Source organism: Aldersonia kunmingensis, from assembly GCF_001646865.1.
GTDB lineage: Bacteria > Actinomycetota > Actinomycetes > Mycobacteriales > Mycobacteriaceae > Aldersonia > Aldersonia kunmingensis.
In genome coordinates this window covers 39,166-57,050 of the sequence record NZ_LRRB01000301.1, presented here as the reverse complement: position 1 = coordinate 57,050, position 17,885 = coordinate 39,166, and the positions used below count along the sequence as shown (strand labels likewise).

The following is a 17,885-nucleotide window of genomic DNA, read 5'->3' as shown; positions in this document are numbered from 1 at the left end:
ATCGGCGGTCTGCTGCGCTACGGCATCCCCGAGTTCAAGATGGAGAAGCGGCACATCGACCGCCGGCTGGCGCAGATGGAGGCCGAGGGCACCGTCTTTCGCACCGGCGTGAACGTGGGCGTCGACATCACTGCGGCGAAGCTGCGGGCCGAGTTCGACGCGATCGTGCTTGCCAATGGCTCCACGGTGGGTCGCGACCTGCCGGTTCCGGGCCGCGAGCTCGACGGCATCCATCAGGCGATGGAGTTCCTGCCGTGGGCGAACCGCGTGCAGCTCGGTGACGACGTGCTCGGCGCGGACGGCCAGCCGCCGATCAACGCCAAGGGCAAGAAGGTCGTCATCATCGGCGGCGGCGACACCGGCGCGGACTGCCTCGGCACCTCGCATCGTCAGGGCGCCGAGAGCATCCACCAGTTCGAGATCATGCCGCGTCCGTCCGAGGAGCGTGCGGACGGCAACCCGTGGCCGACCTACCCGATGATCTACCGGGTCTCCTCGGCGCATGAGGAAGGCGGCGAGCGCGTCTTCTCGGTCAACACCGAGCGCTTCGTCGGTGAAAACGGCAAGGTCACCGCGCTCGAGGCGCACGAAGTCCAGATGGTCAACGGCCGGTTCGAGAAGGTCGAAGGCTCCGACTTCACGCTCGAGGCCGACCTGGTCCTGCTGGCGATGGGCTTCACCGGTCCCGAGCGGCCGGGTCTGCTCGACGCGCTCGGTGTCGACATCACCGACCTCGGCAATGTCGCCCGCGACAACGACTGGGCAACCAACGTGCCCGGCGTGTTCGTCGCCGGTGACGCGGGCCGTGGCCAGTCGCTCATCGTGTGGGCGATCGCGGAGGGCCGAGCCGCGGCTGCCGCCGTCGACACGTTCCTCGAGGGCGAGAGCGCCCTGCCGTCTCCGATCGTGCCGACGGCAATCGCGCAGAAGTAATTCGGCTCAGACCGAAGGCTGTAACCGAAGGCCACCACCGTTCGCGGTGGTGGCCTTCGGTCTTTTCGGCGTTCAGTCGAGATCCATTGCAGTGGTACGTGTTTCAACTGTCTGCCCGGTCGACAGCATTGGTACCGACCAGTAGGCTTTCTGGGAGTCAAATGCCGGACAGGGGGAAGGCAGATGAGTTCTACTGGTGCGCCATTGCGAGTCGTCACCGAAGAGGTGAAAGCCGTTGGGCGGTATGCCGGCGACCTCGCCGAGCAGCTGAAATCCGGCTCGATGTCGTTGGACCGCGACGTGCTGGAGTTGTTCGGCAGTTGGAAGGGGACTGCTGCCGACGCGTACCGAAGCGGTTGGGAAGAAATGCATGACGGCGCACTCAAGGCTTGGGATGCGCTGATCGAGCTCGCCGAAAAGCTCGGTGTCACTGCCGAGGCGTATAAGGCGCAGGACGATGCGACCACAGCGGCGGTTGCCTCGGTCCGAACGGACTGAGGCCCATGACATCTAAGTTCGAGTTCGATCTCGACGAGATCGAGCTGGTGACAACACGTGTCCGGGGTTTCAGTGGTTTCGTCACGGATCTCCTCGACGGTCTCGACACCCGCGTTGGGCAGCTTGTCCAGGAGGGCAAGTGGAGCGGGGTCGCGGCCGAGGCATATGCGGAGGCGCACCAGATTTGGGCGGTGGCGGCGCGCGAGGTCGTTGATGGGCTGACCCAGATGGAAGCCGCTGCGCGCTCGGCCGGCGAACACTATGCGGACGCAATGGAAGTCAACAAGCGGATGACGGGCGGCTGACATGGTTGCCGTAGAGCCGCAGTCGTATTACTCCGCCGCGCAGAGCTGCTACAACCTGTCCCGCGACTTCCAAACCGCCTTCAATCCGCTGCAGACCGCGCTGCTCGAGACCGGTGGGATGGCCGGCGGCTATCAGGCGGCGAAGGCTTGGGCCACGAGCTACGACCAGCGTGCGCTCGCCGTGGTCATGGCCGCCACCGATTTCGCCAGGGCCACTCAACGTCTCGGCGATGTCTTCATCGCGTGCGGCTACAACTGGGACTGGAAGAACTACGCCGCGAACCGCGACCCCAACAAGGGGGCGGGACCAATGCGTCCCAGCAGCATCCCGACCGACCTGCCGTACCCCCCGACCGCCATCACCGGCGTTGTGACCTCGAAGAAGAACGGCAACGGCCTCGAAACGGACTATCCGGAGTTGCTCGAGAAGGCGACCGCCAAGGTCGCGGGCGGCGAGATTCCGGACGGCAACACCGACCGGCTCGCCCGCGCCGCAACCGCGTGGCGGACATTCGCCGCCCATGACACGGTCAACAACGCAGCGAACACACTGCGGACCCTGCAGCACGTCCTGAGCTTCCTCGATGCGCCCGACATCTCGAACCTCAACGGGCATATCGACACACTTGCCAAGGGCGTCAAAGAGATTCAACTGGCCTCGAACGACATCTCGAAGTCCGTGGAGGCGCACAACATTGCGCTGACGGCATTCCGGTCGGAAGTGAACACTCAGGTCACCGCCATCATCGTGGGGTCCGCAATTTCGATCGGCGTCATTGCCGTCTCGATTGTCGGCGGCACGCGGGCGGCCACCGCTGGGGCGTCGATCGAGTCCGCGGCAACATCGATAGCCAGTCTGGCCGGGTCCTTCCTGTCGACGCTGGCCGGGATTTCGTTCAGTGCCGAGGCGGTCTCGACGGCGGCGCTCGTTGCGATCACCGGTTTGACGCTGGCGACTGTCGCGGGCGATGACGCGCAGTCGAAGTCACCCCACACTCAGCCGTCGCAGGCGGCCGATCCCGCAGCCAAACCATCGGGAACGCCCGAGACGATCCGTCCGCAGGACGACGACGAGACGACGCGAGGCAAGGCTCGTGAGAACGAAGCTGCCGATGTCCTGGCAAGGGGCGGTTACGAAGTCGAGCACGGACCCAAGGTCGCAGGCGACAAGAATCCCGACTACCGCATCGAGGGCGAGATCTTTGATGCCTATTCGCCGTCGACCGACAATGTCCGCAATATCGGGGCCAACATCGAAAAGAAGGTGGCGGACGGGCAGACGGACCGTATCGTCCTGAATCTGGCCGATTCGAACGCCACCCCCGAGGCGGTCGGCAAGCAGTTGCGTGACTGGCCAGTTCCAGGATTGAAGGAAGTAATCGTTGTCGACAAGGCGGGCAATATCGTGCCCATCTACCCCTAACCGCCGGAGAGGCGAGTTGTATGGCCATTTCCTATAGCTTCGATATTGCGACGCTTGCCAGTGCGGCCGAGGTCGCGCGTGAGCTGTTGTCGATTGCGCAGAGCAGCGCGCTGTTCGACGCCGAGGTCACCGCCGAAACCCTCCTGGACAGCGGGGCAAAGACCGTGCATGGCACGTGGATTCGCGTGACCCCGGCTACGCCGTTGAATTGGGATCGGACCGGCGAGAGCCTCGGTTTCACGCCAACCGTCTGGATTGTGTTCCGATTCGGACGGGAGTCCGACAATTCGGAGCAGTCGGCAGACAAGCTCCGGATCGTCTCGGGGCTGCTGGATCGGATTTCGGGCGATGCCGTGCTCTACTTCGGCGACGGCGACGAGAACATCTGGCTGGTTCGCCGAAACGACGAACTCACGTTGAACGAGCTCGACGACATCTGGCGTCCCGAGCGGCTCGCACTGATTACCCAGCCCTACAGTCGCGAGACCCAGCACTGGACCGAGTAGACGCGCGGCGCACAGGTCAGGCCGGCGCGTTGACGTGCTCGAGGATCACCTCGACCGCGCGCGCCGCGCTTTGGCAGGCGCCCTCCATCGTCGTGGTCCAGTCGGTGCGGGTCCAGTCACCCGCCAGCGCGAGGCCGCGCACCGCGGTGCGCTGCTCCGGCCGGATTCCGGAGGTGCCGGGACGTTGGGCGAACGTGGATTTCGGCATTCGCACCACGTGACTGTGGATCACCTGAGCATCGGCGGCTTCGGGGTAGTAGCGCCGCAGCATGTCCATCTGGATCTCGGTGATCTCGGTGTTCGACTTGGCGGTCAGCTCGTACGCGGCGGACACCGTCGTCGAATAGAAGTGGTGCCGCGCCGAATCGCGGCCGTGCATCCGCTGGCGATCCCACACCTGTTCCAGCACACCCTCGCCGCCGTGCAGGATCTCGCCCCAGTCGCTCATTCCGATCGATCGGTCCAGGTAGAGGTTGACGCTGACGATCGGGACCGGCGTCAATTGCTCAGCGGCCGCATAGATCTGCTCGTGGCCGGGCACCTGGTCGAGCAAACCGCGGATGTTCCACACCGGCACGGCGCAGACGACGGCGTCGGCGGCGATGCGCTCGCCGTCATTGAGCGTGACGCCGGTGACCGCGCCGTCGGACACGTCGATCGATGCGACGACGGCCCGGTGGCGCACGTCGACGCCGGCGTCGGCGAACACCTTTTCGGCACCGTCGATGAACAGGGTGTCGAGGTCGACGGTGGGGTAGCCGATCGAGATCGGGGTCCGGGTCGCCAATGCACGCCGGATCCCTGTCACCAGGAGATCGGCGGGCACCTTGGCCGAGGAGATGTCGGTCTTGTCGCCGGTCAGGCCGATCACGATGCCGTCCCACAACGCGTCACGGGCCGACTGCGGCAAGCCGATTCGGCGGAACCACTCGTCGGCGGTGACCTCGTCGAGCCAGTCCGGTTGCTTCAGCGCCTGGCGGATCAGGGTCACTTGCGCACGCGCCGTGCGCAGCCTGTCCAGGCCGCTGACACCGGGCAGGTCGCCGACCGCTGTCCGTAGGCCCGAGAGCCCGGAGAACGAATTGCGGCGGGCATCGCCGCCGGGCATGCGGATGGTCATGTGTCCGGGGAAGTGGACGTGCTCGCGCGTGCCCACACTGTCGAGGTAGCGCATGAGGTGCTCGTAACCGCTCGCAAAGACATGCTGGCCGTTGTCGGGCACGTCGTCGACGGCCGCCAGGGGCATGGCGATCGTGCGGCCACCGAGCGAGCCGCGCCGCTCGAGCACCGTAACCCGTTGTCCCGCTTCGGCAAGCCAGACTGCCGACGCCAGTCCGGCGAGACCACCACCCACGACGATGCAATGCATCCGGCAAGGCTAACCGGGGCCAAGCCACTGTCCTAGCGAGTTAGGTTACCCTTCCTGAAGGCTCGGGCGAGAGGGAGACGAGATGACTCGCGGCTTCAACGGTGCGCTCATGCGTGCGTTCGGCGCGCAGGACCACATCGCGACGGTCACCGAGGTGACGAACGTGGCCTCGCACTGCAAGCGTGTGCGGTTCCGTTCCGACACCCTCTTCAACGAAGCGCTGCCCGGTCCGACCGCCTGGATTCGCGGCTGGTTCCCGGACGGGGAGGGCAAGGAGTTCCAGCGCGGATACACCTTCTCCGAACAGAACCCGGATGCCGGGGAATTCGCCATCGATTTCGTGATGCACGAGCCCGCCGGACCCGCCTCCCGGTGGGCGAGCGCGGTCGAGCCCGGTGCGACGCTGGCGATGATGTCGATGAGTTCGGTGCCTTTCGAGGTGCCCGCGGAGAACCCGCCACTGGGTTACCTGCTGGTCGGCGACTCCGCCTCGTTGCCCGCGATGAATTCGATCGTCGCGGTGGTGCCCGACGAGATTCCGGTCGAGCTGTATATCGAGCAGCACGAACCGGCCGATCGCGAACTCCCGCTCGCCACCCACCCGCGGCTGCGTGTGCACTGGGTGCCGCGCACGGACGCCACGTCGCTGGCGGCGGCGCTCGAGGTTCGTGACTGGTCGGATTGGTACGTGTGGACCGGCCCCGAGACGGGCTCGCTCAAGGAGATCCGCAAGCGGATCAAGGAATTCGGTTTCCCCAAGTCGGAGATCCACGCCCAGGCGTACTGGGTGCAGGGCAAGGCGATGGGCAAGGAACGCGATCCGGAGGCCGTCACACCAGCGGTGGATCCAGCGCAGCCCGCCGCAGCCGAAACCGCGGAACCGGTCGCGGACCCGTCCACGGCAGAAGCCTCGGGGGCCGCGCAGGGCCGTTGGCGCGCAAACGCGGCCGGTCGTCTGCTCGCCCCCCTGCGCCCGACGCTGATCGCCGCCGGATTCCTGCAGGCGATCGTGACTCTGGTTCAGTTCGCGCCGTACCTGCTGCTCGTTGAACTCGGCCGACGACTCCTCGCGGGCGCACCGAGTTCGGAGTTGTGGTCGGTCGGCATCCTCGCGCTGATCCTGCTCGGCGTCGGCACCGCGCTGGAGTCGGCGTTGCTGTTCTGGCTGCACGCCGTGGATGGCAAGTTCGCCCGTGACCTGCGCCAGCGCTTGCTCGGCAAGCTTGCACGACTTCCGTTGGGCTGGTTCACCGCACGTAATTCCGGCAGCATCAAGTCGCTCATCCAGGACAACACGCTGTCGCTGCACTACCTGGTGACGCACGCGGTGGTCGACGCGGTAGCGGCCATTGTCGCCCCGCTGGCGGTGCTGATCTATCTGTTCACCGTCGACGCCGGTCTGGCCATGTTCCTGCTGCTGCCGGTACTCGGCTACATCGTGACGATGTGGCGGATGATGGTGCAGTCGGGCTCGAAGGTCGCGATGGCGCAGACATGGGCCGAGCGCATGAACGGCGAGGCCGCGTCCTACCTCGATGCGCAGCCGGTGATCCGGATCTTCGGCGGCGTCATGGCGTCGAACTTCCGGCGAAACCTCGACGGCTACATCGATTTTCTCGAGGGCTGGCAGCGGCCGTTCGTCCGCGCGAAGACCATCATGGATCTGGTTACCCGGCCGACGACCTTCCTCTGGCTGATCGCGGCGATGGGCACCTTCTTCGTCATCTGGGGTTGGATCACGCCCGTCGATCTGCTGCCGTTCCTGTTGCTTGGCACCACCTTCGGCGCCCGATTGCTCGGAATCGGCTACGGCCTGGCCGGATTGCGCGGCGGCATGCTCGCCGCCCGGGACATCCAGATCGCGCTGGATGAGCCCGAGTTGCCGACGCGTGACACAGCCGCGACACCGGGTCGGCCGGCCGGCGAGGTTGCCATCGAACATCTCCGGTTCGGATACCGGCCGGATCTGCCGGTGCTGCATGACATCTCCCTCACCCTTGCCCCAGGGACGGTGACGGCATTGGTCGGGCCCTCTGGCTCGGGAAAGTCGACGCTGGCCGCGTTGCTGGCCCGTTTCCACGATGTCGATGCGGGCAGCATCCGCATCGGCGGGCGCGACATCACGACGATGGCTCCCGACGAGCTCTATCGCCACGTGGGATTCGTGTTGCAGCAGACCCAGTTGGTCGCGGCAACCGTCGCGCAGAACATCGCGCTCGCGGTACCCGACGCGTCAAGGGAACAGATCGAGGAGGCGGCCCGCGCGGCCAACATCCACGACCGGATCCTGCGGTTGCCGCAGGGCTACGACACACCGCTCGGGCCGGATGCCGCGCTGTCCGGCGGTGAGCGCCAGCGACTCGCCATCGCGCGGGCGCTGCTCGCGGATGCGCCGGTGCTGATCCTCGACGAGGCCACCGCCTTCGCCGACCCCGAGTCGGAGTACCTGGTGCAGCAGTCGCTGAGCAGGCTCGCCACCAACCGGACGGTGCTCGTGATCGCGCACCGTCTACACACCGTGGTCGACGCGGACCGGATCGTCGTGCTCGACGGCGGACGGATCGCCGAATCCGGTACCCACACCGAACTGATCGCGGCCAGTGGCCGCTACCGGGCCCTGTGGGAATCCGCCTCGACCGAGGCCCTGACGACGGGAGCACGGCCATGATCCGCACCTTGCTGACCCTGCTACCGGCGGACGAGCGGCGGACCGTCTGGAGGTTCGCAACGCTGGCGATCATTTCGGTGATCGCGCGCGCCGCAGGAGTTGTGCTTCTCGTCCCGCTTGTCGCGGCCCTGATCGACGGGCACAACGACGACGCTGTGGCCTGGCTGGCAGCGCTCACCGTCGCCACCATCATCGGGTGGGCGGTCGACGCGATGGCCTCGCGGCTGGGCTACGACCTGGGTTTCGGTTTGCTGAACAGCGCGCAGCACGGTGTCGCCGAGCGGCTCTCGCGTATTCGGCTGACGTGGTTCACCGGGGCGAACACCGCGACCGCCCGCCAGGCGATCGCCGCGACCGGCCCGGATCTGGTGGGCGTGATCATCTACCTGGTGGTCCCTGTCCTCAGCGCCTTGTTGCTGCCGGTCGCCATCGCGATCGCGCTGATCCCGATTCAATGGCAACTCGCGCTCGTGGCGCTCGCCGGAGTGCCGCTGCTGCTCGGTTCGATGTGGGCCACCACCGCGATCACCCAAAAGGCCGAGCACACCGCGGATGAGGCGAACACGCGGCTGAACGAACGAGTCGTCGAATTCGCCCGCACCCAGGCGACATTGCGGGTGTCGCGGCGGGTGGAGCCCGAGCGTTCGCTGGCCGGAGATGCCTTGGCGCAGCAGCATGGGGCGACCGTTCGGTTGCTGCTGATGCAAGTGCCCGGCCAGTTGCTGTTCAGCATCGCGAGCCAGGTCGCCCTGTTCGCACTCGCCGCGACCGCGGCGTGGCTCACCGTGGACGGCGACCTCGGGACCGCGCAGGCTGTTGCGCTGATCGTTGTCGCCGTGCGCTACCTCGAACCGTTCACGGCCCTCGCGGGCCTGGCGCCCGGGCTCGAGTCGACCCGGTTGACGTTGCGCCGGATCGGTGCGGTTCTCGACGGTCCACTGGGTTCGCCGGGTGAGAACGCATACGCCGTATCCGGTTCGCCGCGAATCGAATTCGATCACGTGACGTTCCGCTATGGCGATACCGACCAGGCCGTGCTCGACGACCTGAGCCTGGTCTTCGAACCCGGTACCACGACGGCGATCGTCGGTCCGTCCGGATCGGGTAAGAGCACCATCCTCGCCTTGATCGCCGGTCTGCAGGAACCGGATTCGGGCCGTGTCCTCGTCGACGGCGTGGACATCGCGACCCTCGCACACGAGACGCGACGAGCACTGTCGAGCGTCGTGTTCCAGCAGCCGTATCTGTTTGCCGGAAGCATCGAGGAGAACATCCTGGCGGGCGACCCGGCGGCGACACCGGACCGGATCGCGGAGGCCGGCGCACTCGCGCGTGTCGACGAGATCGTCGAGCGACTGCCGGATGGTATGCGATCCGAGGTCGGCGAGGGCGGTGCGGTGCTGTCCGGGGGCGAGCGCCAGCGGATCAGCATCGCGCGGGCGCTGCTGAAACCGGCGCCGATCCTGTTGATCGATGAGGCGACGAGCGCGCTCGACAACGAGAACGAGCGGGCGGTGGTGGACGCGCTGTCCGCGGACGACATCGCGCGCACCCGGGTGATCGTCGCGCACCGGCAGGCCGGTATTCGCCGGGCCGACCGGGTTGTGGTGATCGAAGACGGGCGGGTCACCGAGTCGGGAACGCCCGCCGACCTTCGGGCCGCCGGCGGTGCCTTCGCCAAGTTCTGGGAGCACCAGGGGGCAGCGGCATCGTGGAAGCTCACCGAGGTCCCGATCGACTGAGAAATCGCCGCACCCGCCCCGTGCCAAACTCCACGTATGAGCGTGTCGCGGGTTTGGTACGTCGCATACGGCTCGAACATGTCGGCCGCCCGCCTGGCCTGCTACCTGGAAGGTGGCTGCCCGCCGGGCGGCCGCATCGTTCACGCCGGTGCTCGCGATGGTTCCGCGCCGCTGCGCACCCTCGCGGTCATGTTGCCGGGCACGATCTTCTTCGCCGGCGAATCCAAGACATGGGGTGGTGGGCGCGCCTACTACGACCCGCTCGTCGATGGCCCGACACCGGCGCGCGCGTACCTCGTTACGCGCGAGCAGTTCGAGGACATCCGGGATCAGGAGCCGCCGGTGTACGACCGACTGCTCGAGGTCGGTGTGCTCGACAAGGCGCCGATGTACACGTTCACCAGCGCACACGGCAGTGCCGAGGTTGCGCCGACCCGGCCCGCATCGGCGTATCTGCGCACCATTGCGGAGGGGCTTGCCGAGGCCCACGGCTGGACCGACGACCGCATCTCCGAGTACCTCGCGCGACTGTCGGGTGGCCGTGGCGGAGCATTCGGGTAACTGGGACGTGAGACACGCCGTGGCTGGCTAGCGACCTTCGCCGAGCCGGAGTAATTTCTGATTGCCGAGTCCGAAATGACACAAAAGCGTGACGTCGACCCCGGGCCGGTGAGATGCCGAGGTGGCATCCCGAGATTTGTCGAAGGCCGAGGTTCATGCGCGCACGTCGAATGCTTTCCCTGTTCGCAGCGGCTACTTGTTTCGCGGCGACCGTCGTCGCCGGTGTGACCACCGGATCCGGTTCTGCTGCAGCACAACCCGGCTGCCCGAGCCTGTACGTCGTGGCGATCCCGGGCACGTGGGAGACCTCCGACAACCCTGATAAGCGGCCCGTCCCGGGCATGCTCGCCGCAGTCACCAATGGCCTGCCGCGCAATGTCCGCACCGATTACGTCGTCTATGCCGCGACCGCCTTCCCGTGGGAAGGCGATATCTACTCACGCTCGAAGGGCGAGGCCGTATCCCGGGCGCGCGGCATGGTGGCCGCGATGGGCGGCGCCTGCCCGGGTACGCGAATCGCGCTGCTCGGCTTCAGCCAGGGCGCGGACGCCGCCGGTGATCTCGCCGCGGAGATCGGCACTGGCATTGGTGTCGTGCCGCCGAACCGGGTCGCCGCGGTTGGACTGCTCTCGGATCCTCGCCGCTCGCCGACGGACGCGCTCGTCGGCCCACCCGTCGGCGGTGCCGGTGCCGGGGGTCCGCGCATCGGAGGGTTCGGGTTGGTGAGCCCGCAGACCCGCACCTTCTGCGCGCCCGGCGACCTGTACTGCTCGACCGCAAGCGACGACTACTTCTTCCGCATCGCGGGTTTCCTGGCGCAGCTGTCCGACCCAAGCCCGGCGAACGTGTGGCGCTACGCCCAGGAGGCCGGCGTGATTGCGGGTGACCTCCTGGCGGGCGGGGGCATCGGCCTGCTGCAGCAGCAGTTCAACGACCAGAGCAATCAGCAGCGCGAGCAGCAGCTACGCAACTTCTACCGGTCGGGCGTGCACTCCGACTACCGGAACTTCGCCGTCGAGCGCAACGGCACATCGGCGACCCAGTGGCTGCACAACTGGCTGATCGATCTGAGCTGAGCCCGGACCTGAAAGCGGCCGGAGCAGGGCTTCCCGGGTGCAAACCTTGTTCCCGGGGCCAAAATTTCGACCAATCGAACACAATTTGCACCCGTTTGGCGGGCGCTAGCGGGGCTTTGCAGCGGCCCGGTCGATATTGCGCGGTAGGAGGTCCCACACGTGCGCGGTCTCGTTCACCGAGGCGACCGCGCGGCGGCCCGAGCGGGACACCAGGATGCGGGTCATCGAGCAGTAGTCGATCTGGAATCCGAGACTGCGCTGGTTCCCGAGGATGTGCTGCAGGTAGCAATTGATCACGCCGCCGTGCGCGAAGACGGCAACGGTCTCGGTGTGCTCGCACGTGTCGACGATCGAGTCGATGCCGGCGATGACCCGCCCCTTGAACGCGGCCTCGTCGATCTGCTCGGGCAGCTCACCCTGCATCAGCCGCTCGAAGCCACCCTGCACTTTGGCGTCCTCGACCGGAATGTAGAACGGCAGCTCGCGGTCGTACTCGGCGATGCCGTCGATGATCCCGACCTCGTGGCCGAACCGCGCGGCGCTGGGCTCGGCGGTCTGCTGGGCGCGTAACTGCGGGCTGCTGAACAGCCGCGAGACACCGAATCGCTCGATCGCGGCCGGTACTCGGTCGGACTGCTGCCGGCCGAGGTCGTCCAGCGCCGGGTCCGCTGCCGTCTCGGAGGTTCTCCCGTGGGCGGTGGGCAGGCCGTGGCGGATCAGTAGCAGTTGCACCAACCCACGATAGGTGGGGGCCTAATTCGGCTTCGCGAGCGGGAACCCTGTTCGAGAAGGACCGTCTCGCGTTAAGGGAACAGGACCGAGGACAAATTTGGACTGGGTTCTGCCCCTAACCCCCCGCCGTCGTTGGGCATCCCCACGTAAAGGCTGTCCCAGAAGAACATGAAGATCGAGAGGAGCGTGGACTCGAGGTCCACGGAACCGGCGAGACGAAACAGCGGCGCGATCGGTTGCGCCGCTGTGTCGCCTACTCCGCCGGCTTCACGGCCAGCACAGGCTTCGGGCAGTTCAGCAGCAGCCGCTGTGCGGTACTCCCGAGCAGCAATTTGCCCACTGGCGTGCGGTGCCGGATACCGATGACGAGCAGTTCGGCATCCTCTGCGGCCATCGCGTCGAGCAGCGTGTCCCCCGCGTCGTCGCCGACCTCCTGGTGGATTTCGTGGGGCACGCCGCTTGCTGCCAGCGCCTCCTCGAGCCGGACTACGCCGTCCGCCGACGCGAACTTCGGGTCGGTCCAGGAGTCACCCTTCGAGGAGTTGATCACCCGCACCGCCGCGCCGCGCACCTTGGCCTCCGCAAGACCGTGGTCCAGCGCAGCGGACCCGTACTGGTCGGCACTGAACCCGATGACGATGGTCATGCGTTCTCACGCTCCCGTTCGATCATTTCCTGGACGGTCGGATCCGGCCGCCGGTGCCGGATCAGCTGGACGATCGCCGGCAGCGCGAGGAGCGCCACGATCAGCACGTACACGACCACCGCGACTGGCTCGCTGAACAGGTTGCTCCAGTCGCCACCGCCGAGCTGCAGAGTTTGGCGCAGCTGCCGCTCGATGCGTGGCCCGAGGATGACCCCGATGATGAGCGGTAGCACGGGCAATCCGAAGCGGCGCATCATCAGGCCGAGCAGACCGAACACCAGCAGTAGCGCCAGGTCCAGCGGCTGGAGGTTCACCGCGAATGCGCCGAGCGTGGCGAAGAACAGGATGCCGGCGTACAGGTACGGACGCGGCGTGCGCAGCAGCTTCGCCCACAGCGGGGCCAGCGGCAGGTTCAGGACCAGCAACAGGAAGTTGCCGATGAAAAGCGACGCGATGAGCGTCCAGATCAGCAGCGGCTCCTTCTCGAACAGCGTCGGCCCGGGCTGGATGCCGTAGGAGACGAACGCGGTCAGCATCACCGCGGCGGTCGCATTGGTCGGCAGGCCCAGCGAGAGCATCGGCACCAGCGTGCCCGCCGCAGAGGCGTTGTTCGCCGCCTCGGGGCCGGCGACACCCTCGATGGCTCCCTTGCCGAACTCGTCCTTGTGCTTCGAGAGCCTCTTCTCGGTGATGTAGGACAGGAAAGTCGGCAGCTCGGCACCGCCGGCGGGCAGTGCGCCGAACGGGAAGCCGTAGGCGGTGCCGCGCAGCCACGGCTTCCACGAGCGCTTCCAGTCCTGCTTGCCCATCCACGGCCGGCCCACCGGGATGACCTCGGCCGGGCGCCGCCGCAGATGAGCGGCTACCCACAGCGCCTCGCCGAGCGCGAACACCGCGACCGCCACCACGACGATGTCGATTCCGTCCGAGAGCTGGGGCAGCCCGAAGGTCGCCCGCGGCTGACCGGTGAGGAAGTCGATACCGACCAGACCGATCGCCAGGCCGAGCAGCAGCGAGATGACGCCGCGCAGTTTCGATGAGCCGAGAATCGCGGTCACCGCGACCAGCGCGAGAAGCATGATCGCCAAATACGACGGCGCGCCCAGCGTCACCGCGAAGCTCGACACCATCGGCGCGAACAGCACCAGCAGCATGGTCCCGATCGATCCGGCGACGAAGGACCCGATCGCGGCCGTCGCCAAAGCCTGTGCGGCTCTGCCGGCTTTGGCCATCCTGTTGCCCTCGATTGCCGTGATCACCGACGACGACTCACCTGGAGTATTGAGCAGAATCGAAGTGGTCGAGCCGCCATACATGCCGCCGTAGTAGATGCCCGCGAACATGATGAACGCTGCACTCGGGCTGACGTTGTAGGTGACCGGCAGCAGCAGCGCCACCGTCATCGCCGGTCCGATGCCGGGCAGTACGCCGACGGCCGTGCCGAGCAACACCCCGAGGCAGGCGTACAGCAGGTTAGTCGGCGTCGCGGCCTGGCTGAACCCCTCGAGCAGCCACGTCAGATTGTCCATTTCACAAGATCCCGTCGAGAATGCCTGCGGGCAGGGGGATTCCGAGCCCGACGTAGAAGATGTAGAAGCTGCCGAACGCCATCACCGCGCCGATCGCGATATTGCGCACCCAGTGCTTGTTGCCGAGAACGGTTGCCGCCGCGGCGAATAGGAACGTGCCGGTGATTGCCCAGCCGAGTGGGTTGATCAGCAGGATCGTCGCAACGAAGATCGCCACCAGCAGACCGACGGTTCGCCAGTCGCTAGGCTCGGACAGGTCGATGTCCTCGCCCTCTTCTGCCGCACCGACCGAGCCGCGCATGATCGCGATCGCGAAAACGATTGCACAGATCAGCAGTCCGGCCCCGATCACAAACGGAAAGAACCGAGGCCCAACCGGATCCACTTTCGCGAACGAGTTGGTGAGTTGCGCGGCGTCGACGATGAGGAAAGTGCCGACGATGGCGAGCACGGCGCACACGACGAACTGCGCTTTGTCGGTTCGCTTGTGCTCGGGTTCCACGCCGGGTGTTTCGAGTTGTGAGGTCATGCCAGCCCCAATTCGCTGAGGGTCGATCCGACCCGCTGGTCCTGGTCCACGAGGAACTGCTCGAATTCGGGCCCGGTGACGAATGCGTCGGTCCAGCCGTTGCGCACCAGAGCCTCCTTCCATTCCTCGGTGCCGTGTAATTCGGTGAGCGCGGCGACCATCGCAGCCCGTGCCTCGTCCGAAATACCTGGCGGAGCGAGGACTCCACGCCAGTTGGTGAATTCGAGCGGCACACCGGCCTCGGTCAGCGTCGGCGCATCGATACCGGGTGCGCGCTCGGCGCCGGATACCGCGAGGACGCGAATCTGACCGGCCTCGATCTGGTCGATGTACTCGCCGAGACCGGAGGTGCCGGCGTCGATCTTCTTGCCGAGCAGTGCGGTGAGCAGGTCGCCGCCACCGTCGTAGGAGATGAAGTTGACGGTCTTCGGGTCGATGCCTACGGCCTGAGCGGTCTGCATCGGGAACAGGTGATCGGGGCCGCCGGGTGAGGATCCACCGCCGATGGTGACCGACGACGGGTCGGCCTTCCATGCCGCCACCAGGTCGCCGACCGTCTGGAACGGCGAGTCGGCGGGAACGAGGATGCCTTCCTGTTCCTCGACGATCTTCGCCAGCGGCGTCGCGTCGGTTACGCGCGCCGACGAACCGTTGGTGTAACCCGAGCCGACAACGCCCAGGCCCATCATCATCATGAGGTCGTCGTTGCCGCGCTCGTTCATCAGCCGGGCCATCGCGACGGTGCCGCCGGCGCCGATCACGTTGAACACTTCGACGCGGCCGGTGATGTCCCGGTCTTCCATGATCTTCACGCCTGTCCGTGCGGTGAGGTCGTAGCCGCCGCCAGGACTGTTGGGCACCATCATCCGCACTCGGTGCAGGCCGGTGTCGTCGTCACCGCGGGTCACTCCGCATGCGCTGACCAGCACCGTGGCCGCCGCGACCAGCGCGGTGAGCCAGATGCCGCGCGGGTGTCTCGACATGACTTCCTCTTTCCTCGCAGATGTGGTCTGAGGCAATACTGGAATAGGGAGTGACACAGGTCACTGATACGAAACCAACGGAAGTAGAGTTCTTTGTGGTCACGACTGCTCGGTAGCGGACGCAGTGTGGCGGGGCGTTTCCTCCTGCTGCAGGTCGTCCTGCTCGCGGTCGTGCTGGTCGCTATCGGTGCCGTGTCGGTCCACCTGTCCAGCAACGAGTTCGGCGATCTGCGTGCGCAGCGGATGCTGTCGGTCGCGGAGAATCTCGCGTCGACGCCGGTAGTCCGCGATCAGTACGACAATCCCGCTGTCGCGCAGGTCCTCGCGCCGGAGGTGGACCGCGCGGTGGACCTGTCCGGAGCGGACCTGGCCGAGATCGTCGCGCCCGGGGGCGTGGTCCTCGTGTCATCGGATCCGGCGCGTGAGCACGGCCCGGCGGAACTCGGTGCCAGCGACGTGACCGCCGGACGTGCCTGGTCCGGCGACCTCGACGTTTCCGGCGATCACTCGATCGCGGGGCATGTGCCCGTGCTCGACATCGACGGCAATGTGCTCGCGATTGTGACGGTGAGCGAGGCGTATCCGTCGCTCTGGCAACTGCTGACCGCGGGCGGCGCGCAGCTGTTGCTCTACCTCGGCATCGGGGCCGCGCTGGGACTCGCGGGTTCTTTCCTGCTGGCGCGCCGTCTCGAACGAGACACCCGCGGACTCGAGGTTGCCGAGATCGCGAATCTCGCCGACCACCGCGAGGCGCTGCTGCACAGCATCCGGGAAGGCGTCGTGGGCATCGACAATTCGGGCAGGATCACTTTGCTCAACGACAGCGCACAGGAACTACTCGGGCTGCCGGCGAGCGCCGTCGGCCGCCACCTCGAGGACGTGGATCTGGATCCCGCAGTGCGGCAGTTCCTCGGTTCCGACGCCAGCGAGCACGACGTGGTGTTGTCCACCGGCGACCGGGTGCTCGCGCTGAACCGCCGGCCCGCATCCAGCCGTGGCCGCCGCGTCGGCATCGTGACGACGATGCGCGATTCCACCGAACTGGCCTCGATGCAGAGCCAGCTCACGTCGCACAAGAGCGTCACCGACACCCTGCGTGCGCAGACGCACGAGTTCGCCAACCAGCTGCACACCATTTCCGGGCTCACCCAACTCGGCGAGTTCGACGCAGTGACCGATTTCGTCGGCACGCTCACCCGGCGGCGAGCCGAGATCAGCGACGCGGTCACGCGGCGCATCGCCGATCCTGCCGTCGCGGCATTGCTCATCGCGAAGACGTCGCTGGCCGCCGAATCGGGTGTGGCACTTAACCTCGCCGACGATTCCCGTCTCGCGGCCCTCGACCCCGCGATGTCAACGGACGTGATCACCATCCTGGGCAATCTGATCGACAACGCCGTCGACGTTTCCGAAGGCAGCGCCAATGCGACGGTGACCGTGCGGGTGCGCGACGATGGCGAATTGCTCGTCGAGGTAACCGATTCCGGGCCGGGTGTTCCCGAAGAGTTGCGCGAGACGATCTTTGCCCGCGGTGTCACGTCCAAGCCGGACGCGCCCGGCGGGCGGGGGATCGGGCTGGCGCTGGTTCGGTTGGTGAGTGCTCAGCACGGCGGTTCGGTAGCTGTGGGCAACCTCGAATCCGGCTCGCGTGGAGCAGTTTTCACGGTGCGAATGCCACATGTTGAGGCGGGGGTGCAGCGATGACGCAGGGTCGGGTATTCGGCGTGCTCGTGGTCGACGACGATTTCATGGTCGCCGAGATTCATCGCCGCGTTGTGGACAAGACACCCGGCTTCCGGACAGTCGGAGTGGCGAACAGCGGCGCCGACGCGCTCGCCGGGATCGCCGAACACGCACCTGATCTCGTTCTGCTCGACGTGTACCTACCCGACCTGACCGGCGTGGAGATACTCAGAAGGCTGCGCGCCGAAGGAAACCCGGTGGGCGTCATCATGATTACCGCCGCGCGCGAACTCGACACGATCAGTGCCGCGCTGCACGGGGGGGCGGCGGACTATCTCATCAAGCCATTCGAAATCGCTGCGCTGCAAGAGAAGCTGGCCGCCTTTGCCGCCCGGCTGAGCGCGCTCGAAACCGGTAGTGCCGACCAATCTCTGGTTGACACGCTATTCGGATCGGCTCGGGCGGTGGCCAAAGCACCGCTGCCCAAGGGGCTGAGCGCCGAAACCGGCACAGTGGTGCTCGCCGCGGTGGGCAAAGCCGGAGAGCTCTCTGCGACGGAATGTGCGGAGCTGGCAGGCATGTCGCGAGTGAGCGCACGCCGCTACCTCGAGTATTACCTCGAACAGGGCGACCTCGAGATTCGCCTGCAGTACGGCAGGGCAGGGCGGCCGGAGCGTCGGTATCGGCGTTCGTAGCCTGCGC

17 protein-coding genes are annotated in these 17,885 nt (G+C 66.6%); 11 read left to right on the top strand and 6 right to left on the bottom strand.

Going from position 1 to position 17,885, the window contains the following annotated elements; genetic code table 11:
- The 5 genes from A8G08_RS24225 to A8G08_RS24205 form a co-directional block, all read left to right on the top strand.
- The coding region (locus A8G08_RS24225) for a glutamate synthase subunit beta (protein WP_169823364.1) at nt 1-933 on the top strand (933 nt) is incomplete at its 5' end.
- A 183-nt stretch (nt 934-1,116) separates the two neighbouring features.
- Complete coding sequence (locus A8G08_RS24220) at nt 1,117-1,431, top strand: WXG100 family type VII secretion target (protein WP_068279924.1); 315 nt, start codon at nt 1,117-1,119, stop codon at nt 1,429-1,431.
- Nucleotides 1,432-1,436: 5 nt separating this feature from the next.
- A complete protein-coding gene (locus tag A8G08_RS24215) occupies nt 1,437-1,736 on the top strand; it encodes a WXG100 family type VII secretion target (protein WP_068279921.1) in 300 nt (99 codons plus the stop codon).
- Nucleotide 1,737: 1 nt separating this feature from the next.
- Nucleotides 1,738-3,159: a CdiA C-terminal domain-containing protein gene (locus A8G08_RS27680; protein WP_068279916.1), complete on the top strand. Its 1,422-nt coding sequence runs from the start codon at nt 1,738-1,740 to the stop codon at nt 3,157-3,159.
- A 20-nt stretch (nt 3,160-3,179) separates the two neighbouring features.
- A complete protein-coding gene (locus A8G08_RS24205; RefSeq protein ID WP_068279915.1) occupies nt 3,180-3,665 on the top strand; it encodes a SitI3 family protein in 486 nt (161 codons plus the stop codon).
- Between the two features lie 16 nt (nt 3,666-3,681).
- On the opposite strand, the gene A8G08_RS24200 is transcribed toward A8G08_RS24205, so the two are convergent.
- Nucleotides 3,682-5,034: a hydroxysqualene dehydroxylase gene (locus A8G08_RS24200; protein WP_068279910.1), complete on the bottom strand. Its 1,353-nt coding sequence runs from the start codon at nt 5,032-5,034 to the stop codon at nt 3,682-3,684.
- Nucleotides 5,035-5,116: 82 nt separating this feature from the next.
- Between A8G08_RS24200 and A8G08_RS24195 the strand changes: the two genes are divergently transcribed.
- The 4 genes from A8G08_RS24195 to A8G08_RS24180 all read left to right on the top strand — a co-directional run bounded on the left by A8G08_RS24195 (nt 5,117) and on the right by A8G08_RS24180 (nt 11,081).
- Complete coding sequence (locus A8G08_RS24195; RefSeq protein WP_068279908.1) at nt 5,117-7,702, top strand: ABC transporter ATP-binding protein/permease; 2,586 nt, start codon at nt 5,117-5,119, stop codon at nt 7,700-7,702.
- Complete coding sequence (locus A8G08_RS24190) at nt 7,699-9,444, top strand: ABC transporter ATP-binding protein (RefSeq protein WP_068279954.1); 1,746 nt, start codon at nt 7,699-7,701, stop codon at nt 9,442-9,444. The genes A8G08_RS24195 and A8G08_RS24190 overlap by 4 nt, the downstream gene beginning before the upstream one ends.
- Nucleotides 9,445-9,480: 36 nt before the next feature.
- Entirely contained in the window at nt 9,481-10,005 is a 525-nt protein-coding gene (locus tag A8G08_RS24185; protein WP_068279905.1) for a hypothetical protein, read from the top strand.
- Between the two features lie 155 nt (nt 10,006-10,160).
- Nucleotides 10,161-11,081: a cutinase family protein gene (locus A8G08_RS24180; RefSeq protein ID WP_068279902.1), complete on the top strand. Its 921-nt coding sequence runs from the start codon at nt 10,161-10,163 to the stop codon at nt 11,079-11,081.
- Between the two features lie 105 nt (nt 11,082-11,186).
- Here A8G08_RS24180 and A8G08_RS24175 read toward each other — a convergent pair whose 3' ends face one another.
- The 5 genes from A8G08_RS24175 to A8G08_RS24155 form a co-directional block, all read right to left on the bottom strand.
- Nucleotides 11,187-11,813 (bottom strand): histidine phosphatase family protein, encoded by a 627-nt coding sequence (locus A8G08_RS24175; RefSeq protein ID WP_068279951.1) that lies wholly within the window; start codon nt 11,811-11,813, stop codon nt 11,187-11,189.
- Nucleotides 11,814-12,066: 253 nt separating this feature from the next.
- A complete protein-coding gene (locus tag A8G08_RS24170) occupies nt 12,067-12,459 on the bottom strand; it encodes a universal stress protein (RefSeq protein ID WP_068279897.1) in 393 nt (130 codons plus the stop codon).
- Nucleotides 12,456-13,988, bottom strand: coding sequence for a tripartite tricarboxylate transporter permease (locus tag A8G08_RS24165; protein WP_068279894.1), 1,533 nt, complete (start codon nt 13,986-13,988; stop codon nt 12,456-12,458). Before A8G08_RS24165 ends, A8G08_RS24170 begins: the two co-directional genes overlap by 4 nt.
- Before the next feature lies 1 nt (nt 13,989).
- The gene (locus A8G08_RS24160) at nt 13,990-14,517 is read right to left on the bottom strand and encodes a tripartite tricarboxylate transporter TctB family protein (protein WP_068279891.1); all 528 of its coding nucleotides are present in this window, start codon (nt 14,515-14,517) and stop codon (nt 13,990-13,992) included.
- Nucleotides 14,514-15,500 (bottom strand): Bug family tripartite tricarboxylate transporter substrate binding protein, encoded by a 987-nt coding sequence (locus A8G08_RS24155; RefSeq protein ID WP_068279889.1) that lies wholly within the window; start codon nt 15,498-15,500, stop codon nt 14,514-14,516. The genes A8G08_RS24160 and A8G08_RS24155 overlap by 4 nt, the downstream gene beginning before the upstream one ends.
- 93 nt (nt 15,501-15,593) lie before the next feature.
- Between A8G08_RS24155 and A8G08_RS24150 the strand changes: the two genes are divergently transcribed.
- Together A8G08_RS24150 and A8G08_RS24145 are read left to right on the top strand one after the other, a co-directional pair.
- On the top strand, nt 15,594-17,204 hold the full coding sequence (locus A8G08_RS24150; RefSeq protein ID WP_068279886.1) for a sensor histidine kinase: 1,611 nt from the start codon (nt 15,594-15,596) through the stop codon (nt 17,202-17,204).
- Entirely contained in the window at nt 17,201-17,878 is a 678-nt protein-coding gene (locus tag A8G08_RS24145) for a response regulator (RefSeq protein WP_068279884.1), read from the top strand. Before A8G08_RS24150 ends, A8G08_RS24145 begins: the two co-directional genes overlap by 4 nt.
- Nucleotides 17,879-17,885: the final 7 nt, after the last annotated feature.